The sequence below is a fragment of the Vibrio sp. B1REV9 genome (genome assembly GCF_905175395.2).
Taxonomy (GTDB): Bacteria; Pseudomonadota; Gammaproteobacteria; order Enterobacterales; family Vibrionaceae; genus Vibrio; species Vibrio alfacsensis.
The window spans coordinates 1,575,001-1,598,806 of the sequence record NZ_HG992745.1 but is presented as its reverse complement, the minus strand read 5'-3'; the positions used below and the strand labels follow the sequence as shown (position 1 = coordinate 1,598,806).

The 23,806-nt window shown below is 44.7% G+C and carries 25 protein-coding genes; 8 read left to right on the top strand and 17 right to left on the bottom strand.

Features of this window, described 5'->3' with window-relative positions; all coding sequences use genetic code 11:
* Nucleotides 1-49 precede the first annotated feature (49 nt).
* Nucleotides 50-661: a YecA family protein gene (locus KHN78_RS12885; protein ID WP_211916549.1), complete on the top strand. Its 612-nt coding sequence runs from the start codon at nt 50-52 to the stop codon at nt 659-661.
* A 212-nt stretch (nt 662-873) separates the two neighbouring features.
* Here KHN78_RS12885 and KHN78_RS12880 read toward each other — a convergent pair whose 3' ends face one another.
* The 17 genes from KHN78_RS12880 to aspS form a co-directional block, all read right to left on the bottom strand.
* Nucleotides 874-1,917 (bottom strand): potassium channel protein, encoded by a 1,044-nt coding sequence (locus KHN78_RS12880; RefSeq protein WP_211916318.1) that lies wholly within the window; start codon nt 1,915-1,917, stop codon nt 874-876.
* 212 nt (nt 1,918-2,129) lie between these two features.
* Nucleotides 2,130-3,191 (bottom strand): quinolinate synthase NadA, encoded by a 1,062-nt coding sequence (gene nadA / locus KHN78_RS12875; RefSeq protein ID WP_128810588.1) that lies wholly within the window; start codon nt 3,189-3,191, stop codon nt 2,130-2,132.
* Nucleotides 3,192-3,439: 248 nt separating this feature from the next.
* Complete coding sequence (ybgF, locus tag KHN78_RS12870) at nt 3,440-4,195, bottom strand: tol-pal system protein YbgF (protein ID WP_128810587.1); 756 nt, start codon at nt 4,193-4,195, stop codon at nt 3,440-3,442.
* 15 nt (nt 4,196-4,210) lie between these two features.
* Nucleotides 4,211-4,735, bottom strand: a complete 525-nt coding sequence (gene pal, locus KHN78_RS12865) for a peptidoglycan-associated lipoprotein Pal (RefSeq protein WP_211916317.1) — start codon at nt 4,733-4,735, stop codon at nt 4,211-4,213.
* A gap of 30 nt (nt 4,736-4,765) precedes the next feature.
* A complete protein-coding gene (tolB, locus tag KHN78_RS12860) occupies nt 4,766-6,118 on the bottom strand; it encodes a Tol-Pal system beta propeller repeat protein TolB (RefSeq protein ID WP_128810585.1) in 1,353 nt (450 codons plus the stop codon).
* A gap of 13 nt (nt 6,119-6,131) precedes the next feature.
* Nucleotides 6,132-7,199, bottom strand: coding sequence for a cell envelope integrity protein TolA (gene tolA / locus KHN78_RS12855; RefSeq protein ID WP_211916316.1), 1,068 nt, complete (start codon nt 7,197-7,199; stop codon nt 6,132-6,134).
* A gap of 13 nt (nt 7,200-7,212) precedes the next feature.
* Complete coding sequence (gene tolR / locus KHN78_RS12850) at nt 7,213-7,656, bottom strand: protein TolR (RefSeq protein WP_005441707.1); 444 nt, start codon at nt 7,654-7,656, stop codon at nt 7,213-7,215.
* A gap of 3 nt (nt 7,657-7,659) precedes the next feature.
* A complete protein-coding gene (tolQ, locus tag KHN78_RS12845) occupies nt 7,660-8,358 on the bottom strand; it encodes a protein TolQ (protein ID WP_128810583.1) in 699 nt (232 codons plus the stop codon).
* On the bottom strand, nt 8,348-8,767 hold the full coding sequence (gene ybgC, locus KHN78_RS12840) for a tol-pal system-associated acyl-CoA thioesterase (RefSeq protein WP_128810582.1): 420 nt from the start codon (nt 8,765-8,767) through the stop codon (nt 8,348-8,350). The genes tolQ and ybgC overlap by 11 nt, the downstream gene beginning before the upstream one ends.
* A 172-nt stretch (nt 8,768-8,939) precedes the next feature.
* Complete coding sequence (ybgE, locus tag KHN78_RS12835) at nt 8,940-9,242, bottom strand: cyd operon protein YbgE (protein ID WP_128810581.1); 303 nt, start codon at nt 9,240-9,242, stop codon at nt 8,940-8,942.
* On the bottom strand, nt 9,235-9,342 hold the full coding sequence (gene cydX / locus KHN78_RS12830) for a cytochrome bd-I oxidase subunit CydX (protein WP_099078639.1): 108 nt from the start codon (nt 9,340-9,342) through the stop codon (nt 9,235-9,237). Before cydX ends, ybgE begins: the two co-directional genes overlap by 8 nt.
* 12 nt (nt 9,343-9,354) lie before the next feature.
* Nucleotides 9,355-10,491 carry a cytochrome d ubiquinol oxidase subunit II gene (gene cydB, locus KHN78_RS12825; RefSeq protein ID WP_128810580.1) on the bottom strand — a complete coding sequence of 379 codons (1,137 nt, stop codon included), beginning with the start codon at nt 10,489-10,491 and terminating at the stop codon, nt 9,355-9,357.
* A 17-nt stretch (nt 10,492-10,508) separates the two neighbouring features.
* Nucleotides 10,509-12,095, bottom strand: coding sequence for a cytochrome ubiquinol oxidase subunit I (gene cydA, locus KHN78_RS12820; RefSeq protein ID WP_128810579.1), 1,587 nt, complete (start codon nt 12,093-12,095; stop codon nt 10,509-10,511).
* A 461-nt stretch (nt 12,096-12,556) separates the two neighbouring features.
* Entirely contained in the window at nt 12,557-13,561 is a 1,005-nt protein-coding gene (ruvB, locus tag KHN78_RS12815) for a Holliday junction branch migration DNA helicase RuvB (protein WP_211916315.1), read from the bottom strand.
* A 21-nt stretch (nt 13,562-13,582) separates the two neighbouring features.
* Nucleotides 13,583-14,197 (bottom strand): Holliday junction branch migration protein RuvA, encoded by a 615-nt coding sequence (gene ruvA / locus KHN78_RS12810; RefSeq protein WP_211916314.1) that lies wholly within the window; start codon nt 14,195-14,197, stop codon nt 13,583-13,585.
* Between the two features lie 149 nt (nt 14,198-14,346).
* A complete protein-coding gene (gene ruvC / locus KHN78_RS12805) occupies nt 14,347-14,868 on the bottom strand; it encodes a crossover junction endodeoxyribonuclease RuvC (protein ID WP_128810576.1) in 522 nt (173 codons plus the stop codon).
* Nucleotides 14,869-14,961: 93 nt separating this feature from the next.
* The gene (aspS, locus tag KHN78_RS12800) at nt 14,962-16,740 is read right to left on the bottom strand and encodes an aspartate--tRNA ligase (RefSeq protein ID WP_211916313.1); all 1,779 of its coding nucleotides are present in this window, start codon (nt 16,738-16,740) and stop codon (nt 14,962-14,964) included.
* Nucleotides 16,741-17,013: 273 nt separating this feature from the next.
* Between aspS and KHN78_RS12795 the strand changes: the two genes are divergently transcribed.
* From KHN78_RS12795 to KHN78_RS12765, 7 genes are all read left to right on the top strand, one after another.
* A complete protein-coding gene (locus KHN78_RS12795; RefSeq protein ID WP_211916312.1) occupies nt 17,014-17,880 on the top strand; it encodes a DUF72 domain-containing protein in 867 nt (288 codons plus the stop codon).
* A gap of 103 nt (nt 17,881-17,983) precedes the next feature.
* Nucleotides 17,984-18,721, top strand: coding sequence for a carboxy-S-adenosyl-L-methionine synthase CmoA (cmoA, locus tag KHN78_RS12790; RefSeq protein WP_128810574.1), 738 nt, complete (start codon nt 17,984-17,986; stop codon nt 18,719-18,721).
* A 147-nt stretch (nt 18,722-18,868) separates the two neighbouring features.
* Entirely contained in the window at nt 18,869-19,840 is a 972-nt protein-coding gene (gene cmoB, locus KHN78_RS12785; protein WP_211916311.1) for a tRNA 5-methoxyuridine(34)/uridine 5-oxyacetic acid(34) synthase CmoB, read from the top strand.
* A gap of 220 nt (nt 19,841-20,060) precedes the next feature.
* Complete coding sequence (locus tag KHN78_RS12780; protein ID WP_211916310.1) at nt 20,061-20,807, top strand: ATP-dependent zinc protease; 747 nt, start codon at nt 20,061-20,063, stop codon at nt 20,805-20,807.
* Between the two features lie 11 nt (nt 20,808-20,818).
* A complete protein-coding gene (locus tag KHN78_RS12775) occupies nt 20,819-22,324 on the top strand; it encodes an inactive transglutaminase family protein (protein ID WP_211916309.1) in 1,506 nt (501 codons plus the stop codon).
* A gap of 3 nt (nt 22,325-22,327) precedes the next feature.
* Entirely contained in the window at nt 22,328-23,296 is a 969-nt protein-coding gene (locus KHN78_RS12770; protein WP_128810571.1) for an alpha-L-glutamate ligase-like protein, read from the top strand.
* A 196-nt stretch (nt 23,297-23,492) separates the two neighbouring features.
* Nucleotides 23,493-23,645, top strand: coding sequence for a hypothetical protein (locus KHN78_RS12765; RefSeq protein WP_128810570.1), 153 nt, complete (start codon nt 23,493-23,495; stop codon nt 23,643-23,645).
* The last annotated feature ends 161 nt before the right edge of the window (nt 23,646-23,806 follow it).

The following is a 23,806-nucleotide window of genomic DNA, read 5'->3' as shown; positions in this document are numbered from 1 at the left end:
TTAGATGAATCAATCCCTAATATCGATTTATCGCTGATTGATTGGTAAGATATCCTCAATCAACCAGCCCATTAACAAATGGTATTCTATTTTGAAACTACAAGACATCCTTTCTCTTCCAGAACTTGATGGAAAATTGCTTAACCTTGCAAAAACCCAAGGCTTTGTAACCGCAATGGCATCTGCGCCAAATGTATTGATGCCTCAAGAGTGGCTACCATTCTTGTGGGGAGGAGAAGAGACCGCACCATTTTCGGATGGTGAGCAACTTGAGCTGTATATTGATGAAATTGTCCAACTATGGAATCAAACTCGCCCTGCGCTTCTAGATGGTAGCTGGTTGTGGCCTGAGGGCTGTGCATTGGATGATCACGACATCGTTTCTGCAAACACTCGTGACTTCTGTGAAGGGGTACTTCAAGGTTGGCAACTTGCTCGTGATGATTGGGAAACCCTAATGCCAGAAGACAGCGAAGATAGTGCTTTGCTTGGTGGCGTACTTCTTTCTTTAACCATGCTTTACGATCCGGAAACGACGATTGCCACTCTGGCGGAGCAAGGTATGGAAGGCTTAGATCAATTCGAAGAAATCTTTAATGCGATGCCAATGATGCTTTGCGGCCTGACTCAGCGCGGTGTGATGCTTGCTGAAGATCAATAAGAAAAGCAATAAGAAAAGCAATAAAAAGCACGACAAGAAACGCAATCAACGTGCAGTAATATGCTCATACGACAGCAAGTCGTAATCGCAAAACGTAAGAAGCTCTCGCGGTCATCAATTCCGGAGAGCTTTTTTGATCATGTCAAAATCACATGCGAATAATCACATAATCTTTCAAACGCTTCGCCCTGGGATCATTAGCAAGATATGCATCATTGACCCTTGTTCATTTCTGTCCAAGCGAAGTCTTCAATACGCTCGTCGGCAATATAAAACAATTTGGTGTTTGGGGGAACTTGCGCATTTAAATCTGGGTTTAGTTCAATCCCCTCCCCCCGGTCAAACGCGATCAATGTTGCCTCATGATACTTTTTAATAAAGCTAAAGATCGTTTCGACATTAGTCGTCGTTTGATCTTCTGGGTAAATCACAGAGTATTGCGTCATGCCTCGTGTCGACGCCAATAGCTCTTGGTGAAGGGCACTTGATCCCGGGTCAACCGCAGCTTTCGCGAGCATCTCAGCACCAACCGCAGGAATACACTCCGCTTTAGGGCAGTGTTGACTCAGCAAACGCCCTAACGCTTCATCTTTAAAGTAGGCCAATAAATGAGCAGATGGATTAACTGATGCACAATACAAGGCTGCCGATAGCGTTATATCGTCACTCAAATTATCAACAATAATACAGTCAGCAGTGGTGATATTCGCATTCTTCATTTCTTGTGTGTCAGTGTAGCTATTCACCTTGATAAAACCGATTTCACCCGGCAACGGGTTTTCGATGTCTGAGCGACTGCACAACACAATCGGTCGCTTTCCGTCTTCTTCATGTTGCAGCATACGAATCAGGTGCATGGTCCGAGCGCCATTCCACCCTAACAATACAATGTGATTTTCCACTCTCACTCTCCGTTTCCCTAGAATACCTGCTCGCCAATACTCAATTGCACCTCCTGCGACTCGCCCTAAAATGGCCGCGAATAGGCTCAAACCACCAGGAATGACAAACAACACCACTACCCACTTGCCTAAGTCGGTGGTGGGCGAATGATCACCGTAGCCAACCGTTGAAGCTGTGACCATCAGGTAATAAACAAAATTGGAAAAATTATCGGTCAATGCACGCTCACCTGCGAGTGACAGCAGTAACCAAGAAATGCCGATGTAGCTTGCACTTATGATGAGAAGATTTCGGTTGCTCAATTTAAAAAGATGCGAACTTAGCCACCTTTTCAACACTAGCCATACAGCCATAAGTTTCCAATCCCTTTCTTGTGCTCAATAGCTAAATACTAACCCATTGATTGTAAGAAATAAAAAAACCAGCCATATTCGGCTGGTTTTTGAGATTTGTATTGGCAAACTCTTGCATTAACAAAGCGGTCTATTATCAAAACAATTTCTTAATGAACTGGGCTAGTAATAGACAGCCGATATACAACTCTAGCAACTTAGAAAGGAAACCATTAAGCGTTACCTTTCACCTGCACATTGAGCTGCTCAGCAAAATCGAGCATACGGTTCAATGGAATAAGAGATTTAACACGTAGCGCTTCATCAACGAAGATTTCATGCTCCTCTCCACCTTCACTGAGCGCTTTTTCAATCGCTTTTAGACCATTCATCGCCATCCAAGGGCAATGTGCACAACTACGACAAGTGGCTCCCGCGCCTGCGGTTGGTGCTTCAATCAGCTCTTTTTCTGGCACTAACTGCTGCATCTTAAAAAAGATGCCTTTGTCAGTCGCAACGATCATCTTTTGATGAGGGAGTTCTTTCGCAGCTTTGATTAATTGGCTCGTCGAACCGACCGCATCGGCCAACTCAACCACACTTGCAGGCGATTCTGGGTGCACAAGTATCGCAGCGTCTGGATACACGCTCTTCATCTTGCGCAAGGCATCTGCTGAAAACTCATCATGAACCACACACTCGCCTTGCCATAGCAGCATGTCAGCGCCAGTTTTGTTCGCGATGTAAGAACCTAAATGACGATCTGGCCCCCAGATAATTGGCTTATCTTCTGAGTCTAAATGCTCAACAATCTCTAGAGCAATACTTGATGTCACCACCCAATCCGCACGCGCTTTTACCGCTGCAGATGTGTTGGCATACACAACAACGGTATGGTCTGGGTGAGCGTCACAGAATTCGCTAAACTTGTCGGCAGGACAACCAAGATCCAATGAACATTCTGCTTCCAACGTAGGCATCAGGATACGTTTTTCAGGTGTTAGAATCTTTGCAGATTCACCCATAAAGCGTACGCCACCAATGATAAGTGTACTTGCAGGGTGACGGTTACCAAACTTTGCCATTTCTAGCGAGTCACCAACAAAACCACCCGTCTCTTCAGCCAAAGCTTGAATTTCAGGATCGGTGTAATAATGCGCGATTAGTACCGCATCTTTTTCTTTAAGCAACGTTTTGATTCGCTCGATGTAATCGGCTTTTTCTTCTTGGCTTAAAGGGATCGGTTTTGGTGGGAATGGGTAAACAGTATCAATTTTATCTAATATGTGGCTCATTGCTCTTGCTCTACGCAACTTCCTTAATTGCAGATATTGTAACCTCGTTAATTTTTAAAAACCAACCCGCAAAGTCAAATTCTCGCGCTGCACCCTAAGTCGACTTGAACGATATACGAAAATATTCGTTCAATATAACGAAGAAACCTATATTAGATTCGCGCTATCCAATAAGGTACTTCATATAAAGCACGCCCAATAAAAAAGGGAACTGACGTTCCCTTTTTAACATAGATTATTGATAAAGATTACTTCAGCTTAGAGCTGGCCACTTTCGCAGACGCGCTGTCTGGGTACTCGCTCACCACTTGCTGATAGTACTTTTTAGCTTGTTCTGCATTATTGTTGCGTGAAGCAATGTCGCCCAACTTAACTAACGCATCGGCTCGCTTGTTGGAATCTTTATAAGCAACAACAGCAGCAAAGCTCTTCACCGCCTCTTTATCCTGCTTCTTAGCAAAATACAGTTGGCCTAACCAATAGTGAGCATTTGCTGAATAAGTAGAGTCCGGATAATCCTTTTGGAACTGCTCAAACGCGGCAATGGCGCCTGCGTAATCACGCTTTTTAAGGATCAAATCTACCGCATTTTGATAAGCCGTTTGCTCATCCGTATTTGAGGTATATTTGCCAACTTTTTCTGCAGGTTTCACATCGGCAACAGGAGCGGCTTTCATTTCACCGCGTACACGGTCAAGTTCAACAAATAGCTCACGTTGGCGTTGTAGCATCTGCTGCATTTCGTAACTATTGCGTTCTAATTGACCACGTAAATCACTGATCTCTTGTGACATTTGGTCAATCTGCTCCTGCATTTGGAGCTGAACACGATTTCGATTTTGCAGTAAACGTTCTAGACGCTCGATATCTGTCTCTGAAGAAGATCGAGTTGAAACTGATGATGTGCTGTTGAGATCTGATACTGGAGCTGGTGCGGCGAACGCTAAATTCGCCACACCTGCCAGCAACGTAAGCGTAACAGCGCGCTTAGTGTTACTGAACATGAGGAATACCTCGAATTAGTATACTAGGACCGCACGGCGGTTTTTCGCGTAAACATCTTCCGATTGACCAAGAAGAAGTGGCTTCTCTTCACCGTAGCTTACGATTGAAATTTGATCCGCTTGTACACCTAGTGCTTGTAGGTAATTAGAAACGGCTTCTGCACGACGCTCACCAAGAGCAATGTTGTACTCAGGCGTACCGCGCTCATCGGCGTGGCCTTCAATCGTGACATTTAGTGCTGGATTCTTGCTTAGGTAAGCAGCATGAGCCGCTAGCATTTCTTCGTAATCACCAGCAATAGTAGAATTATCGAATGCAAAGTAGATGGTTTGAGTTTCGCGCAGCGCTTGCTCTTTTAGCTCTTGCTCCGTTAGTTGACCGCTTGGATCAATCGGAGTGACTACTGTCGTCTCTGCTGATGTATTTGTCTCAGCACCTGTACTTGTGCTTGAAGCCGCATCATCACTAGAGCTACATGCCGTCATCGCCATTACTGGAATCGCGATAAGTAGTCCCTTTAGAACCTTATTAAGTTGCATCTTATTTTCCTTTATTTATAAAACTTATAACTACAAAAATGGTGACCACGCTGGCGCTCTAACACGTCCATTCGTTGCCGGTAATCTAGCTTTAAATCGACCATCAATAGAGACCATTGATAGGACGTTTTTCTGGTTGTAAATCGAACTGTAGATAACCATGCCACCATTTGGAGCGATACTTGGAGACTCATCGAGCAAGGTTTTCGTTAACACTTGTAGAGCACCTGTTTCCAAATCTTGCTTCGCTAGGTTGAAGCCTGCATCACTACGATTCACCATTACAAGGAATCGACCATCTGGTGTAATTTGACCACCCAAGTTTTGGCTACCTTGCCAAGTCAAACGTTTAGTCGCTCCGCCGGCCAAATCTACTTGATAAATCTGAGGTTTACCACCCCTGTCTGATGTGAAAATCAACGATTTACCATCTGGATGCCAGAACGGTTCTGTATTATTTGATCTACCGCTTGTAATTTGCGTTAGCTTACGAGTTTTTAGATCGAGCGTATAAACCTGAAGTGATCCCGTTTTAGACAGCACTAACGCAAGTTGGCTACCATCCGGAGAGAATCTTGGCGCACCGTTATGACGAGGGTATGACGTTACTTTCTCACGTTCACCGGTATAGATGTTCATGATAAAGATTTCTGCCTGACCATTCTGGAAGCTTACGTAAGCCAGCTTCTGACCATCCGGAGACCACGCTGGTGACATAAGCGGTTGTTTTGAACGTAATACTAAACGTTCATTGTAACCATCATAATCCGCAACGCGCAGTTGGTATGGGAAGCGGTCCTTATCGTTTACCACCACGTAAGCGATACGAGTCATAAATGCGCCACGTTCACCAGTTAACTGCTCATAAACTAAGTCAGAGATACGGTGCGCATACTCACGCATACGAGGCCCATTGACTGTAGCAACTTTATTGAACAACACATGATCTTTTGAAAGAACAAGTTCACCATCTCCGCCTAACGCTTTGCTCTGACCGCCAGTCAGTTGACCGCGAATGATGTCAATTAGCTGGTAGTTCACCACATAATTGCCCTGTGCATTCTTCTCGATAGAGCCAGTTAACAGTGCATCGACACCCAAATTTGTCCACGCATCAAAATTGACTTCCGATTCATTGAACGGCGTTTGAGGCATATTGTTAGTAGGTACGGGGCTGAATTTTCCGCTGCGCTGTAAATCAGAGGCGATCACAGCAGAAATATCCGTAGGCAGCGGCTCGCTGCCTTCCCATTTAAATGGCACGACAGCAATAGGTCTCGCAGAATCGATACCATCAGTGATGACCAGTTCTAATGCAGCATGCGCTACGCTCGTTAGACTGCTAAGCAGTACAAACATTCCTAGTAAAAGGCGTTTAATCACGTCTCAGTTCCTTTTAGTCCAAAGCAACGGTTAAGTTAATGTCTTTTAATCTTTCGTTGACGGCGTCTTCTGACGATTTAGGGAAAGTCCCTACCTGTGCGATTGCGCTTTTTGCTGCAGCACATACTCGTGCGTCACCACCTAGCACCGTTACACCGGCAACCATCATGTCGGTCCCTGTTGGGATCAATTTGATGTTTACCCTACACTCCTTTCCCAGCAAATAGTCATCCTTAATCAGCCTTTGCTGAATATTCTGAGTATAGATGGATGACATGCGAGAAAGCTCATCGTCAATAAATTGATTGCGAGCCACATTGTTTTGACTTGCTTCATCTTCAAGACCTGCGAAGATATTATTCAGTGCAGCCTCTTGTTCCTTGCGTTCCCGCTCTAGACGGTCAAGGCGTTCTTTTTCTTTTCGCGCTTTCTCAGCGGCTTCTTTTGCCGCTTTTTCTTTCGCAATGCGTTCTTGCTCTGCTTTAGCAGCGGCTTCACGTTCACGTTTCGCTTTTTCTTCGGCTTCTTTCGCCGCTTTCTCTCGCGCTACGCGTTCTTGCTCAGCTTTAGCAACGGCAGCTTCTTTCGCTATGCGTTCCTGCTCCGCTTTGCGTACCGCCTCTTCTTTTATTTTGCGCTCTTTTTCAGCTTGCGCTGCTCGTTCTTTTTCTTTACGAGCTCGCTCCTCTTCAACTTTGCGCTCTTTTTCTTTCTGCTTGCGAGCAATTTCGGCCTCTCGAGCGGCTTTTGCATCTTTTGCTTGCTGCTCTTTTAGCTTACGAATTTGCTCTTCTTCTGCTTTGCGATTCTTCTCAAGCTGCTCTGCTTCACGTCTCAGTTTATCTAGACGGTCTTGCTCTTTTTTTGCGGCTTTCTCACGCTGCTGGCGAATCTCTTTCGCTTGCTGCTGAACTAACTTTGGATCAATCACGACCGCCTGCACCATTTGCCCAGTAGGCTCAGGCTTAGACATAGTAAAATCTGTCCCCCAAAGAAGTGCAACGACAAGAATCGCATGCAAACCAACCGATATCGCTATCGGCTTGGTGTACTCTCTGGCTTTCTTCTTGTTATCTTTCATAGATATTCGATGTCTATTCCCTGATATCGGTCATCAGGCCCACCTTTGGGATGCCTGCACGGCTTAACTCGTCAAGCAGAAGTACAACGTCCGCGTAGGGTGTCGCTGCGTCACCACCAACGGCAACCGGTGAATCAGGCTTTATTTCACGCTCAGCTTTTACACGCACAATCACATCTTGGAGTGATAAACCACGTTGCACCTCTTCATCATTCACACTAAGACCTAAATTACCATCGCGGTCGATTTCAATGATGATAAAGCTGCTGTCAGTATCTCCAGCCAGATCTTGCATGGACTCTGCCGTTGAGGTTTGAGGCAAATCCACATCGACACCTTGAGTAACGAACGGCGCGGTCGCCATAAAGATGATCAGCAGTACAAGCATCACGTCGATATAAGGTACAACGTTGATTTCTGCAGTCATCTTCCGTTTTTTAGGTTGATACCCCGCCATGTCTTATTCCTTATCAGAACCGTCACGGCCTGCCATTGCTTGACGGTGCAGAATGCTGTGAAACTCTTCCGAGAACGTTGCATAATTGTGTTCAAGCTTACTCACTTTGTTGCTTAGGCGGTTGTAGGCCATTACAGCTGGAATTGCAGCAAACAGACCCATCGCGGTTGCAATCAGGGCTTCTGCGATACCAGGAGCAACCATAGAAAGCGTTGCTTGCTTCACCTCACCGAGGGCAATAAACGCATGCATGATGCCCCAAACGGTACCAAATAAACCGATGTATGGGCTGATCGAACCAACGGTAGCAAGAAATGGTAGACTCGTTTCAAGTTCATCAACTTCACGAGCAACAGCAACTCGCATTGCACGTCCCGTCCCTTCCATGATGTATGCAGGAGAATTCGCATTACTTTTACGTAGGCGTGCAAACTCTGTGAAGCCAGCATAGAAAATTTCTTCTGTACCCGCGATATCGTCTTTACGACTTTTTACTTTTTGATAAAGCACTGAAAGATCAGTGCCCGACCAAAATTTGTCTTCAAATTCATCCGCACTTTTTGATGCGTGAGACAGCACCTTGCTGCGCTTAATGATCATTGCCCATGAAGCGATTGACATGCCTAACAGTGTCAACATCACAAGCTTTACCAACAGACTGGCCTGAAGAAAGAGATCTAAAATGGAAATATCAGCAGTCACTATTTGTTAGCTCCGAATTGATAAATGATGGAATAGCTATTGGTTTCATTTTCTTATTATCGATACATGCTACCTTAACAATTGTCTTGCACAATGTTTTGCCTTCATCATTGACTAACTCTTGACAGAATTGCAAAGACGCACGTTTTATTTCTGACACTTGGGTTAGAACGGTCAGGTGATCGTCTAATTTTGCCCCTTGCTTGAAATCGATATCCATGTGTCGGACAACAAACCCTACGTTTTGTTCCAACAACACATGTTGAGAAATGCCTTTTGCGCGCAACATTTCTGTACGTGCGCGTTCAAAAAATTTTAGATAATTTGAGTGATATACAACGCCGCCCGCATCAGTGTCTTCATAATACACGGTGATCGGCCAACGAAAGAGATTTGATGTGGCTTGCAAAGGAGTACCAGTACATTCAATTATTTAAAGCAATTACTATAACTGAAGCGGCAATAATTAGTACTGAGCTGAGATAATATTTTTGAATTTTGTAGAAAAAATAAAAGCCAGACACTGTGCCTGGCTTTTGTTTGATGATTTAGTAACCGACTTTATTTCGAGTTGTAACTGATTACATAAAATACAGTACGGTTAAATAAGTTAAGATAGCAAGTGAAAAGTACGGGCTAAACAACACTTGCCAGTACCATTTTATCGGTTTAAAACCAACACCATACACCATACTCGAGCACATTGCCCAAATCAGTGCAGGGGCGATCACGGCATTGAACCCGCCAATGGCTCCATGATAAGCCTCTGGATCCCACATCACCAATCCTACATGCATAAAGCCAAGGACAAGAGACAAGACTCTAAGCAGAGTCTTATCCATTGGTTCGTGAAGTTTTGCTACCTTATCAGCGAGATTACTCACTGTCTTCATCCATCATTTCAGTGTGCTCTAACCAAAGAGCGTTGATGATACCGAATGCACAAGCAAGTAGTACACCTAGAATCCATGCGAAATACCACATAGTAATTGCTCCTTAGTAAAGTGAGTTTTTATTTTCTTCAATGAACTTGTCATCCAATCGGCCAAACATCTTGTAGTAAGTCCAAGATGTGTAAGCAAGGATGATTGGAACCATCACAAAGGCAACACCTGTCATTAGGTTTAGCGTCAGTTCAGATGAAGTCGCATCCCACATTGTTAAGCTGTGGCTTGGCATCAAATCTGATGGCATTACAAATGGGAACATTGCAAAACCAGCAGTAAAGATAACGCCTGCGTTACCAAGGCTAGAAGTCAAGAACGCGATACCACACTTCTCTAGACGAGATGCCAATACAGCAAGAAGCGGCATTGCAACACCTAGTACAGGCGCAGCCCATAGTAGTGGGTAGTTTTCAAAGTTCTTCATCCACGCACCAGCCTCACGAATAACTTCTTTATTCAGAGGGTTTGACGGCGCATTTGCATCAATGCTACCAACAATTACGTAGCCATCGATATTTTGAATCCAGAAACCAGCCGCAACAAATGCTACCACGGTTAGCAAACCTGTTAACTGAGCAACATTACGTGCACGAGTGTGAACGTCGCCAGTGGTTTTCATTTGAAGCCACGTTGCACCTTGCATCAGGATCATGAACAAGCTAACTAGACCACATAGCAGAGCAAACGGATTTAGTAGACCAAAGAATGAACCATGGTACGTTGGCATCAAAAAGTCGTTCAACTGGAATGGCACACCTTGAAGAAGGTTACCAAATGCCACACCGAAGATAATTGGTGGAACGAAGCCACTGATTGAGATACAGATGTCCCAAGTGTTACGCCATTTCTTATCTTCGATCTTTGAACGGTAATCCAGACCAATAGGACGTAGCCAAAGTGCTGCCAAAGTTAGGATCATCGCTAGGTAGAAACCTGAGAACGATGTCGCGTAAACCAAAGGCCAAGCGGCGAACAATGCACCACCAGCGGTGATAAGCCAAACTTGGTTACCATCCCAGTGAGGAGCGATTGAGTTAATCATGACACGGCGTTGCGTGTCGTTTTTACCGATAATAGGTACAAGCGCGCCCACACCCATATCGAAACCATCTGTGATTGCAAAACCAACTAGTAGAACACCGATCAGTACCCACCAGATGAGTCGCAAGATTTCGTAATCAAACATCTTGTTATCTCCTTGTCTTACGCTTCTACTTGGCGACTAACTTTGTCTTCAACAGAGTCAGCGTTTTGCTCGAAGTGGTAACGGCCTGTTTTTAGGCTGCTTGGACCTTTACGAGCGAATTTCACCATTAGGTATACTTCTGCAATTAGGAATGCAGTGTACAGCGCTAGAATTGCAAATAGTGACGTCCAGATTTCAGCAGCGGTTAGTGCTGAAGCCGCAACGTGTACTGGTAGGATTTCACCTACAGCCCATGGTTGACGACCGTATTCTGCAACGAACCAACCCGCTTCAATAGCTATCCAAGGCAGTGGAATACTGAATAGCGCGGCCTTAAGAACCCATTGCTTCTGTTCGATCTTCTGACGACATGTTTGGATGAATGCCGCACCAAATACGAATAGCATGATGAAACCACACGCCACCATGATACGGAACGACCAGAATAGAGGCCAAACTGTTGGGATTGAATCATCCGCAGCCGCTTGGATTTGGTCTTCTGTTGCATCAACAACGTTGTCTGTGTAGCGTTTCAGGAGCAGGCCGTAACCTAGATCACCTTTCACTTCGTCAAACGCAGTCATGTTTTCTTCAGACTTATCGCCCGCACGCAGTTTTTCTAGCAACTCGTATGCGTACATACCAGTGCGAATACGGTCAACGTGCTCTTCACGTAAATCGTGTAGACCTGTTACTTGCTCGTCAAATGAACGTGTCGCAATGATACCCATTACGTATGGGATCTTAATTGCGTAATCCGTTTCCATTGTTTCTTGATTTGGAAGACCAAATAACGTGAATGCTGCAGGCGCTGGCTCTGTATGCCATTCCGCTTCTACTGCGGCTAGTTTCACTTTTTGAACTTCACCAAGCTCGTAACCAGATTCATCACCTAGAACGATAGTCGACAGGATTGCCGCCATACCGAAAGAAGCAGCAATAGCAAATGAACGACGAGCGAACGCGATATCACGACCTTTAATTAGGTAGTAAGAACTGATGCCAAGAATAAACATCGCGCCACAGGTGTAACCCGATGCCACAGTATGAACAAATTTCACCTGCGCTACAGGGTTAAGCACTACGTCAGCAAAGCTCACCATTTCCATACGCATGGTTTCAAAGTTAAATTCTGCGCCAACTGGGTTTTGCATCCAGCCGTTCGCGATAAGAATCCAAAGTGCGGAGAAGTTAGAACCAAGCGCAACCAGCCAGGTTACCGCTAAGTGTTGACGTTTAGATAGACGATCCCACCCGAAGAAGAATAGACCAACAAAAGTTGACTCCAGGAAGAAAGCAACCAGAGCTTCGATCGCTAGTGGTGCACCGAAAATATCACCTACATAGTGAGAATAGTAAGACCAGTTCGTACCAAACTGGAATTCCATGGTAAGGCCGGTAGCCACACCAAGTGCAAAGTTAATACCGAATAGCTTACCCCAGAACTTGGTCATGTCCTTATAGATTTGCTTGTTCGTCATTACGTACATCGATTCCATAATGGCCAGAAGGAAGGCCATACCAAGGGTCAATGGTACGAATAGGAAGTGATACATCGCTGTCAGTGCAAACTGCAACCGCGACAGATCAACTACGTCAATCATGGTAACTCCTATGTGTCGGCTGAATGACACTCTCTACATATTGCAATCCATGTACAAGCGTTATTAACACTTGAATAATGTTGAATTATCACAACATATTGTTGCAAAAATGTACTTTGTTGGTTAGTTAATTGTTAAGCATCAGCTAATATAGCTAGGTCTAATATTACTTGTAAAAACAGATTGTTTCAAAAGGTTTATAGGGAGAAAGCGCTTTGATGTACATCAATCTTTATGTGCTGAATTTGAACAAAAATCCATCACTTTGATTCAGATCAATAGCCACCAAAGGAACTTGTTATACCGCAGTAAATAGACAAGGAATCATTAGCTTAAAAGCAAACATCACATTAACAATTACGCACGAATGATTACCTCTTTGTGGTTAGAGGAATTTTTATAAATGAGAAGTTAGTCAAACTTAATCAAAAGCTGAGCGACAAACACTCAGCTATGAAATCTTATTTTTCAATACCGAAATGAAGGTACGCACGATCGGTTGCGATTCTACCACGTGGTGTTCGTTGCAAGTAACCTTGTTGAATAAGATACGGCTCAAGTACGTCTTCAATCGTGTCTTTTTCTTCACCGATCGCCGCTGCCATGTTATCAAGCCCAACCGGACCACCACCAAATTTTTCCATAATTGCGAGTAGTAGCTTGCGATCCATATAGTCAAACCCCTCAGCATCAACATCCAACATGTTTAGAGCTTTATCAGCCACGTCGGCACTGATATGACCATCGCCTTTTACTTCAGCGTAATCTCGAACTCGGCGTAGCAAGCGGTTGGCGATTCGTGGCGTACCACGAGCACGACGCGCGACTTCCAGAGCCCCTTCAGATTCCATAGAAAGCCCAAGACAATCTGCACTGCGCTGTACAATGTGTTGGAGATCTTTCACTTTATAGTATTCAAGACGTTGTGTGATACCAAAGCGATCACGTAATGGTGACGTCAATGAACCAGCTCGTGTTGTCGCACCGATCAAGGTAAACGGCGGTAAATCAATCTTAATTGAACGCGCCGCTGGCCCCTCACCGATCATGATATCCAATTGGTAGTCTTCCATTGCGGGATACAGCACTTCCTCAACCATTGGGCTTAGACGGTGTATCTCATCAATGAACAAAACATCGTTTTCTTCTAGATTGGTCAGTAACGCTGCCAAATCCCCTGCTTTCTCAAGCACAGGACCAGACGTAGTGCGAATATTCACTTCCATCTCATTAGCAACGATATTGGCGAGCGTAGTTTTACCTAGGCCAGGAGGTCCAAAAATCAGCAAGTGGTCAAGGGCTTCCTTACGTAATTGAGCCGCCTTGATAAAGATTTCCATTTGGTCACGAACGTGATCCTGCCCTTGGTAATCCGCCAGTTTCTTTGGACGTATTGCACGGTCTATAACATCTTCTTCGCGGAATGCTGGATTTTGAGGTGCGATTAAACGATCGGCTTCAATCATATTATTCTCTTGAAATTCCCATTACACCATTGATTTTAGTGCTTCGCGGATCAATTGTTCGCTAGTCATCTCAGGTTTAGCCACTTGTGATACCACTTTTGATGCTTGTGTTGGCTTGTAACCTAAAGCCAATAGCGCGCTGACTGCTTCTTCTTCGGCATTGTTAGAAACCGCAGAGCCAGAATCTGTAGGTGCTGCATCCGTAAACGGAGTAAACAGATCGCCAGCGCCCCAACCTTTCAAGCGGTCTTTCATTTCAACCACTAGGCGTTCAGCGGTTTTCTTACCAACACCAGGCAACTTCACAAGCGTCGAGATATCTTCACGTTCAACACAAGCAACAAATTGGCTTGCCGTCATACCAGAAAGGATCCCCAAGCCAAGCTTAGGCCCCACACCATTGGCTTTGATAACTTCACGGAACAATGCGCGTTCTTTTACTGTGTTAAAGCCATAAAGTAACTGCGCATCCTCACGAACGACAAAATGAGTATAAATAATGGCCTCTTCGCCGACATTTGGCAGTTCGTAGAAACAGCTCATTGGCATCTGAACTTCATAACCAATGCCATTAACTTCAATTAAAACTTCAGGTGGTTGCTTTTCTAGCAGAATGCCGCGAAGACGTCCGATCACGATAAATACTCTTTGGAAATGAATTTGCGACAGGATAATAAAGAACTGGATAGACATCCAGTCCTTTGTCTATTTAGATGATAGTTTTTGGGAGGATGACGGAACAAAAAAGCAAATATTGAGAGTATAAGAGCCTAGCTCAGGTCGCTTTATCGGTAACGTCCTTTACGCGCACTTGTGGCTTTGCCAGCCAATGCAATAAGCGTCTTATTGGTATTTGCGTGACAAATTGCCACGCCAAGCGCATCCGCCGCATCGGCTTGAGGTTTCGCTGGCAGTTTAAGCATGTGCTGCACCATATGCTGCACTTGTACTTTATCTGCCCCGCCCGTACCAACAACCGCTTGCTTAATAAGACGAGCCGCATACTCATAAACAGGAAGGTCCGCGTTAACTGCCGCTACAATCGCGCTGCCACGAGCTTGACCAAGTTTTAAAGCGGAATCGGCATTCTTCGCCATAAATACCTGTTCAATAGCAAAAACGTCTGGTTGAAACTGAGTGATGATTTCGGTCACGCCCGCATAAATTTGCTTAAGACGGCCTGGCAATTCTTTCTCAGACGTTCGAATACAACCACTACCGAGATATTGCAAATGACGACCTTGTTGACGAATTACGCCATAGCCCGTAATACGTGAGCCTGGGTCAATTCCAAGAATAATTGACATGTCAATTCCTGTTCTACATCTTTTATTAAAACAAAAACTCCCGCAGGTGCGGGAGTTTTGTTATTTATTTCGATCGCATGACCAAATGAGTGCTTATTCTGCGTCTTTCGCTTTTGCCGCTGTCACTGCAATAGCAAGCTCTTCAAGTGCTGCTGGGTTAGCAACGCTTGGTGCGTCTGTTAGAAGACACGCTGCAGCCGTTGTTTTAGGGAATGCGATAACGTCACGGATGTTATCAGTACCACAAAGTAGCATCACTAGACGGTCTAGACCGAATGCAAGACCTGCGTGTGGAGGTGTACCGAATTTCAGTGCGTCTAGTAGGAAGCCAAACTTCAGTTTTTGCTCATCGGCATCAATACCTAGGATATCAAATACTGCCGCTTGCATTTCTGCATTATGGATACGTACAGAACCACCGCCCACTTCGTAGCCGTTGATAACCATATCGTACGCATTTGAATTTGCTGATGCAGGGTTCGCTTTCAACTCTTCAGCCGTTAGGCCTAAAGGAGAAGTAAACGGGTGGTGCATCGCGTGTAGGTTACCTTCGTCGTCTTCTTCAAACATTGGGAAGTCAACAACCCATAGCGGTTTCCAAGCTGACTTGTCCGTTAGCTCAAGGTCAGTACCTAGCTTAAGACGTAGTGCACCCATCGCTTCAGTTACAACACGTTTGCTGTCTGCACCAAATAGGATGATATCGCCAGTTTCAGCCTGAGTACGATCAAGCAGTTGTGCTACAACTTCTTCGTTTAGGAACTTAGCCACTGGAGACTGCACACCTTCAAAGCCTGCTGCACGGTCGTTTACTTTCATCCATGCTAGCCCCTTCGCACCGTAAATACCTACGAAGTTAGTGTATTCGTCGATTTGCTTACGAGATAGCGCAGCGCCACCTGGTACACGAATCACTGCTACACGACCTTTTTCGTCATTAGCAGGACCAGAGAATACTTTGAAGTCGACATCTTTTAGGATGTCTGCAACGTCAACGAGCTCTAGTGGGTTACGTAGATCTGGTTTATCAGAACCAAAACGACGTGCCGCTTCTTCAAATGACATTACTGGGAACTGGCCTAGATCAACGTTCAGTAGCTCTTGCCACATTTGACGAATCATCTCTTCCGTTTTTTCACGTACTTGATCAGCCGTCATAAATGACGTTTCGATATCGATCTGAGTGAATTCTGGTTGACGGTCAGCACGTAGGTCTTCGTCACGGAAACACTTAACGATTTGGTAGTAACGGTCAAAACCAGACATCATTAGAAGCTGTTTGAATAGCTGTGGAGACTGAGGAAGCGCGTAGAAGCTGCCTTTGTGAACACGGCTAGGTACTAGGTAGTCACGAGCACCCTCTGGGGTCGCTTTAGTCAGTACTGGCGTTTCGATGTCTAGGAAACCGTTGTCATCTAGGAAACGACGTACGAAACTTGATGCTTTAGCACGCAGCTTGATGCGGTCGCTCATCTCTGGACGACGTAGGTCCAGGTAACGGTACTTTAGACGTTGCTCTTCAGAGTTCTTTTGGTTGAAGTCTAATGGTAAAACGTCAGAACGGTTGATGATTTCAAGACCTGTCGCCAGAATCTCTACTTCACCGGTTGCCATGCCAGCATTTACTTGGCTTTCTGGACGTGCGCGAACTTCACCCGTTAGTTTGATACAGAATTCATTACGTAGTTGCTCTGCTACTTTGTAAGCATCCGCCATATCTGGATCGACAACTACCTGAACAACGCCTTCACGATCTCGCATATCGATAAAAATCAGACCGCCTAAATCACGACGACGGTTAACCCAGCCGCATAGTTCTACAGTTTGTCCTGCAAGGGACTTGTTCAGGTGACCACAGTAATGGGTACGCATAATGAAATTCCCAATCTCTCAAAAATTATTAACGAGTCTCTCTCAGCGTCATTGCCGAGCAGAGTAAAGATTTATTTATACGCTGAAAGCCTATAAAAATCGACTACTCAACATACAATTAAGTGTGTTTTATCATTCCCTGGTGCTTTTTAGTACAACAAATGCTCAAAAGCGCACCAAAGCAGAAAAGTTGAGGATGATTATACCTTGAAATTATCCGTTTCAGCAAAACTCTCGTAAAGTATCGACCATCAACATAACAGTGGAGTCGTCATGGTTGGTTTACCTCTAAGACTTGGATTAACAATGTGGTCACACAATCAGTGGCAACAAAGCTTTTATGGCAGTGGCACAAAACCTGCGGAGCGACTAGAGAAGTACGCTCGGGTTTTCCACACTGTCGAGGGCAACACCACTTTTTACGCCACTCCTACGACAAATACCGTTCAGAATTGGAAAGCCGCAACACACGATGATTTCAAATTTACGTTCAAACTCCCCAAAGCAATCACTCACGATCAGATGCTAAGAGGCGTAGATGAACAACTGATTGATTTCATGAAAATAATGGAACCTTTGCATGAACGCGTTGGACAATGGACCATTCAATTGCCTGCAGCTTTTGGACCTGAGAACCTTGATAGGCTCAAAACCTTTTGTGCCCGATTCCCGCCGAACTTTCCATTGGGCGTAGAAGTACGCAATATGGCGTTTTTCTCCAAAGGAGACGATGAACGCGCTTTAAACCAATGGCTATTAGAAAGTGGTATTAATCGAATCATTATGGACAGTCGCCCAGTGTTTGCCGCCAAACCAACCTCTCAAGCCGTGATCGATGCCCACCAGCACAAGCCTCGCGTACCGGTGCATGCTATCGCGACGGCCACGCATCCAATGATTCGCTTTATTGGTCATCCTAACATGGAGGAGAACTTACGCTTTTTCGAACCTTGGCTGCAAAAGCTACCGTTGTGGGTTGAACAAGGTATTCAGCCGTATTTAATGATTCACACGCCAGATAACGTACAGGCTCCAGAGCTAGCCGAAAAGCTGTATAAACAACAGCAGCTTAAACTTTCATTGCCTAATTTAGCGGTATTTCCAGCCAACGATGGTAACTCGCAAATACAGATGTTTTAAATGCACTTATAATTAAGAAAATGACAGAGGCGCGAATTTCCCATAAAATACGCGCCTTTTTTGATGCCTGACGTTTCAGGCCGCTGCATGCAGAGATTTGGTTATGAACCCTAATAGCAATCCAGATACTATTTTTTCGGCTCCAATCGATAAAATTGGGGATTTCACGTTCGATGAACGCGTAGCGGAAGTTTTTCCAGATATGATTCAGCGCTCCGTACCGGGTTACAGCAACATCATTTCTGCAATCGGTATGCTAGCTGAACGTTTTGTTAAACCACATTCGACCATCTATGACTTAGGTTGTTCTTTGGGCGCTGCAACACTGTCAATGCGCCGTCATATCAAACAAGAGGGTTGTCAGATCATTGCCGTCGACAACTCACCTGCGATGGTTGAACGCTGTAAGTTGCACGTCAATGCGTACCGCAGTGACACACCTGTGACAGTCGTAGAAGCCGATATTCGCAATATCGAAATTGAAAATGCATCGGTTGTCGTACTTAACTTCACACTACAATTTCTATCACCAGAAGATCGCTATGCGCTATTAGAAAAGATCTACGCAGGTCTGCGTCCTGGTGGTATTTTGATTTTGTCAGAAAAATACGTGTTTGAAGATGAAGTATCAAATGAACTACTGATCGACCTGCATCATGACTTTAAACGTGCCAATGGCTACAGTGAGCTAGAGATCAGTCAAAAACGCAGCGCAATCGAAAACGTCATGCGTCCTGATTCAAAGAAAGACCATAAAGAGCGTTTTGCTAAAATTGGTTTCTCAAGCTACGACGTTTGGTTCCAGTGCTTTAACTTTGGCTCGATGTTCGCCATCAAGTAAACGGCTTAGTGCTTAAACCGATACGAGCGAAAGTCACTAACTGACTATTTTTATAGCGATTTATTTTTATAGCAACTTATGGTTATAGCGACTTATTTTTATAGCTACTATTTATTTTTATAACATCAACTCAGCGATGAACTAACTATGTTTAACTTTGCAAATTTCTACCAATTAATTGCCCAAGACACCCGTCTTCAACCTTGGCTGAACGTGTTACCACAACAGCTAACGGACTGGCAAAATGCAGAGCACGGTGACTTTGGTCGCTGGTTGAAAGCCCTGAACAAGATCCCTGCTGGTCAGCCTGATAATGTTGATATCATAAATTCAGTCACTATTTCGAATAACGAACCGATGCACATTGGTGAGTTAAAGAAACTTGAAAGCTTGCTGCGTACATTCCATCCATGGCGCAAAGGGCCATATCATGTTCATGGCATCCATATCGATACTGAATGGCGCAGTGACTGGAAATGGGACCGAGTTCTTCCTCATATTTCTCCGCTCGAAAACCGCAGCGTTCTCGATGTTGGCTGTGGCAATGGTTACCACATGTGGCGCATGCTCGGTGCAGGTGCTCGCCTTTGTGTTGGTATCGATCCATCTCACCTGTTCCTAATTCAATTTGAAGCCATGCGCAAGCTCATGGGTGATGACCAACGTGCGCATTTACTACCATTAGGTATTGAACAGCTGCCTAAGTTAGAAGCATTCGATACCGTATTTAGTATGGGTGTACTTTACCACCGTCGTTCGCCGCTTGATCACTTAGTGCAACTTAAAGATCAATTGGTATCCGGTGGTGAACTGGTGCTAGAAACATTGGTGATTGAGGGAGATGAGAACGCAGTCTTGGTGCCAACCTCTCGCTACGCACAGATGCGTAATGTGTACTTCTTCCCATCAGCGAAAGCGCTTAAAGTTTGGTTAGAACTTGTCGGCTTTGAAGACGTTCGCATCGTAGATGAAAATGTGACCTCTGTAGATGAACAACGTACTACGGATTGGATGACGCACAACTCATTACCGGATTATTTAGACCCGAGCGATCCAAGCAAAACCATTGAGGGCTACCCTGCACCTCGTCGAGCAGTACTTGTGGCACGTAAACCATAATTCGCTGAGATTTCTGACATTGTCTTAACTCATTCCCGCCGTTAAGACATTAATCTCTCCATGAATCTTATAAAGGATGCCAATTGCATCCTTTATTTTTTAGCGTAACGTCACTAATCCTCACTCTATAAGAGTCTGCAATAGATTCTTTCTTGTGACCATTCGGCGTTCTGAGCTAAACTACTAAAAATAAACGACTTCATCCAATCCAAGGTTATCAATGTTTACACGATTGACTCCGGTTGTTGCGATCGCCCTACTTTCAGGATGCACTCTTACGAAAGGCGAGCAGTACCACCAAGAAACGCTAGCTGCTATCCAAGCCTCTGAGACAAACTTTAATACCCGAGTCTCTAATTTAGAACTCCAACTTAGTAATCAATCCGATTATATAGAAAGCCTTGAAGATCACGTCGATAAGCTGGAAAGCGAACTTATCGCTTTCCGTGATGAGGCGATGGCTGAAGTAAGAAAACCCAAAGACCCTATCATCGTTCAAGCTCCTGCTCCAATTCAAGCAACCCCAACTCATGAGATTGTTCTTGGCTCGATTGAGCGCGTAACTATTGATTCGATCAAGCAAACCTTTGATGCTCGCGTGGATACGGGGGCGGCAACTTCGTCTCTGAATGCGGTTGATATTGAAGAGTTTGAGAGAAACGGCAAAAACTGGGTTCGCTTTCACTTAGCAGACAATACCAAGTCAGATGCAGAGAAAGATATTTGGATCGAAGCACCAATTATTCGCTACGTAAAAATTCGCCAAGCAACGACAGATGAACTCGAACGCCGAGCAGTTGTAGAGCTTTGGGTCCGTGTCGGAAAAATTCATGAAAAAGCGCAATTTACGTTGGCAGATCGTTCTCAAATGAACCATCCTGTTCTACTAGGAAGAGAGTTTTTACGCGACATTGCCATGGTAGATGTGAGTCGTAAATATATTCAAACGGAAGAAGACCAAAAATAAAAAGGTAAATTATGACCTCAAGAATACCGTTCTACTTGTCAATCATTCTATTGGTGGTTGCAGGCATTGCTTTGAGTGTTTTTAGACACGAAAACTACGGCGTTCCATGGACGCCAGGTGAAACTCGTCAAGTTTGGGATGTTGAAGCTCGCATCGAATTCAACGCAAATGGCGGTGAAGTAAAAGCGTCACTTGCTGCACCACATACTCAAAAAGGCTACACGCTCATTGGTGAGTCAGCATCATCACCAGGTTACGGTGTTTCTTATGTGGACTCTGATTCAGGTCGCCGAGCAGAATGGTCTATTCGTCAGGCTAAAGGGCCACAAACTATTTATTACAAGGCTCAGTTCCTTGTTGACCCTCAAGCGAAAGTTAATCCACAACCTCCAACAGAAGATATTGTCCAACCAACGCTTTCTGCACCTCAGCAAGCAGCAGCAAACGCGTTAATTGAACGTGCGATGAGCCGCTCGGCTGATAATGTCACCTTTGCTCGTGAACTGATCAAAACTCTCAATGATCCTGACAGCCAAAACGCAGCTCTGATTCTGAACGATTTTGACCGCACGGATGCGTTAAGCAAAATCCTATTAACCGCCGGTGTCCAAAGCAAGATTGTTGGTGTCATCGAACTTGAAGATGGTCGTCGACGTCAAACGATTCAACCAATGGTTCAAGTCTGGTCTGGTGATGAATGGGTATTGTTCTCTCCAAATTCAGAACAAGCCGCAGCGCAGCCTAACTTGCTCGTTTGGGATGAATCAAACGTATCACTGCTTGATTTAGTTGGCGGTAAAAACAGCCAAGTTCACTTCTCAATGATCAAACAAGAAGTGACGCCTCAACAAGCAACGGATAACAAAGTGGAAGCGGATGGCTTACTTAACCTCTCTATTCATAGTTTGCCTTTAGAAGAGCAAGCCATGTTTAAGACCATCATGTTGATTCCAATCGGTGCACTTATTGTTGTATTCCTGCGTGTCATCATCGGTCTAAAAACGTCTGGTACATTCATGCCTGTTCTGATTGCCGTTGCGTTTGTACAAACTCAGCTAGTGACCGGTATTGTCGGTTTCCTATTAATCGTCGGCACTGGTTTGATCATTCGAAGCTATCTATCAAGGCTAAACCTCCTTCTTGTCGCGAGGATCTCCGCCGTCATTATTACGGTTATCATGATCATCTCGGTCTTCACGGTCGTGGCATTCAAGATTGGTCTCACTGAAGGTCTCACGATTACATTCTTCCCTATGATCATCTTGTCTTGGACGATCGAACGTATGTCTATTCTGTGGGAAGAAGAAGGGGCGAAAGAAGTAGCAATGCAAGGTGGTGGTTCGCTGTTAACTGCTGTTTTGGTTTACCTAGCGATGACCAACCCTTACATTCAACACCTAACGTTTAACTTTATTGGCCTACAACTTATTGTATTGGCAGGAATCTTATTACTCGGTACTTACACGGGTTACCGTCTAACAGAGCTGCGTCGCTTTAAGCCACTAGCGGAGGACTAAACGATGTTTGAACGTTTTACTTCGCCAGGAAAACTTCGCCATAAGGGTATTATGGGAATGAACAAGCGCAACCATAGTTATATTGGGCGCTATAATGACCGTTCTAAATACCCTTTGGTGGACGATAAGCTCAAGACCAAGATCATTGCCGAAGCAGCAGGTGCCACAGTTCCTAAATTGATTGGCGTGATCAATAGCCAAGCGGAAGTCAAAACCATTCATAAGATGGTTGAAGATTGGCCTGGATTTGTCATCAAGCCAGCACAAGGCAGTGGCGGTAAAGGGATCTTGGTGATTACTTCTCACAAGGATGGCGTTTACACAAAACCATCCGGTTCGACCTGTAACAAAGAAGAGGTAGAACGCCATATTAGTAATGCATTAGCTGGCCTATTCTCGCTTGGCGGAAAAAACGATGTAGCTGTGGTTGAGAACCTTATCAAGTTTGATGATTGCTTTGATGGCTTCAGTTATGAGGGCGTTCCGGATGTACGAATCATCGTATTTAAAGGCTACCCTGTCATGGCGATGATGCGTTGTTCAACCTCCGCCTCTGATGGTAAAGCAAACTTACACCAAGGTGCGGTTGGCGTAGGTATTGATATCGCAACAGGAAAAGCAATTCGAGCCGTCCAGTTTGACCAACCCGTCACACACCACCCAGATACGGGTAAAGACTTATCAACGCTACAAGTCCCCCACTGGGAACGCTTGTTAGAGCTTGCATCAAGTGCATGGGAAATGACTGGCCTTGGCTATATGGGTACAGACATGGTGTTGGATAAAGAAGAAGGCCCTATGGTACTGGAGCTTAACGCACGTCCAGGTCTCGCAATTCAAATTGCAAACGGCGCTGGCTTATTACCACGTTTAAAGCATATTGAAGCGCTTGGGATGCCTGCTGAGTACCCTAAACCACTAGAACGCGTCGCCTACGCAATCGAGAAATTCGGCGTCAAATCTCAATTCTAAACCCTTTCGCTAGCATCCCATTCGGTGGTGCTAGCGTTATTTCATTTCTTCACGTTATTGCTCGCTTTCTAAAAAAACACACCACCTTTCCATAAACAATGATCAACCTAACAATTTAAACATCGATTGTTTCTTTTTTGTTCGACTCTTTGACTATCATGATTACTCCCCCTTACTCAACTCGAGAGGTTGGGCGATGCAACAAAACAAAAATACAATAATTAACCCCCAGCTTGTAGAACAGGAAACTTTAGACCAACACTTACAACGTTTGTCAGAGCTCTCTGTCCAAGCACTTAATGAGCTTGCTGAAATGATCGAACAAGGAAACGACTTTTCAGAGGAGTAGCGCCTCCTAACTAGCGCATAATAAAAAACCGAGACTGTTGTTCTGCATTCTCGGTTTTATTACGCCTAAGTTTCTTCACTAATCGTAATCAATAAAGAGCCATCCTAACTTGCTATAACGTCTCATCAGATACAAAAACGCCCGCGAATATGGCGGGCGTT

Coding starts and splice junctions, on each gene's coding strand:
- KHN78_RS12795 (WP_211916312.1), top strand. CDS start 17,014: ATGGTTGGTTTACCTCTAAGACTTGGATTAACAATGTGGTCACACAAT.
- cmoB (WP_211916311.1), top strand. CDS start 18,869: ATGTTTAACTTTGCAAATTTCTACCAATTAATTGCCCAAGACACCCGT.
- tolR (WP_005441707.1), bottom strand. CDS start 7,656: ATGGCGGGGTATCAACCTAAAAAACGGAAGATGACTGCAGAAATCAAC.
- KHN78_RS12775 (WP_211916309.1), top strand. CDS start 20,819: ATGACCTCAAGAATACCGTTCTACTTGTCAATCATTCTATTGGTGGTT.
- cydB (WP_128810580.1), bottom strand. CDS start 10,491: ATGTTTGATTACGAAATCTTGCGACTCATCTGGTGGGTACTGATCGGT.
- KHN78_RS12770 (WP_128810571.1), top strand. CDS start 22,328: ATGTTTGAACGTTTTACTTCGCCAGGAAAACTTCGCCATAAGGGTATT.
- KHN78_RS12880 (WP_211916318.1), bottom strand. CDS start 1,917: ATGGCTGTATGGCTAGTGTTGAAAAGGTGGCTAAGTTCGCATCTTTTT.
- ybgF (WP_128810587.1), bottom strand. CDS start 4,195: ATGTTCAGTAACACTAAGCGCGCTGTTACGCTTACGTTGCTGGCAGGT.
- KHN78_RS12780 (WP_211916310.1), top strand. CDS start 20,061: ATGTTTACACGATTGACTCCGGTTGTTGCGATCGCCCTACTTTCAGGA.
- cmoA (WP_128810574.1), top strand. CDS start 17,984: ATGAACCCTAATAGCAATCCAGATACTATTTTTTCGGCTCCAATCGAT.
- ruvC (WP_128810576.1), bottom strand. CDS start 14,868: ATGTCAATTATTCTTGGAATTGACCCAGGCTCACGTATTACGGGCTAT.
- nadA (WP_128810588.1), bottom strand. CDS start 3,191: ATGAGCCACATATTAGATAAAATTGATACTGTTTACCCATTCCCACCA.
- tolA (WP_211916316.1), bottom strand. CDS start 7,199: ATGAAAGATAACAAGAAGAAAGCCAGAGAGTACACCAAGCCGATAGCG.
- cydX (WP_099078639.1), bottom strand. CDS start 9,342: ATGTGGTATTTCGCATGGATTCTAGGTGTACTACTTGCTTGTGCATTC.
- pal (WP_211916317.1), bottom strand. CDS start 4,735: ATGCAACTTAATAAGGTTCTAAAGGGACTACTTATCGCGATTCCAGTA.
- aspS (WP_211916313.1), bottom strand. CDS start 16,740: ATGCGTACCCATTACTGTGGTCACCTGAACAAGTCCCTTGCAGGACAA.
- KHN78_RS12765 (WP_128810570.1), top strand. CDS start 23,493: ATGCAACAAAACAAAAATACAATAATTAACCCCCAGCTTGTAGAACAG.
- cydA (WP_128810579.1), bottom strand. CDS start 12,095: ATGATTGACGTAGTTGATCTGTCGCGGTTGCAGTTTGCACTGACAGCG.
- ruvB (WP_211916315.1), bottom strand. CDS start 13,561: ATGATTGAAGCCGATCGTTTAATCGCACCTCAAAATCCAGCATTCCGC.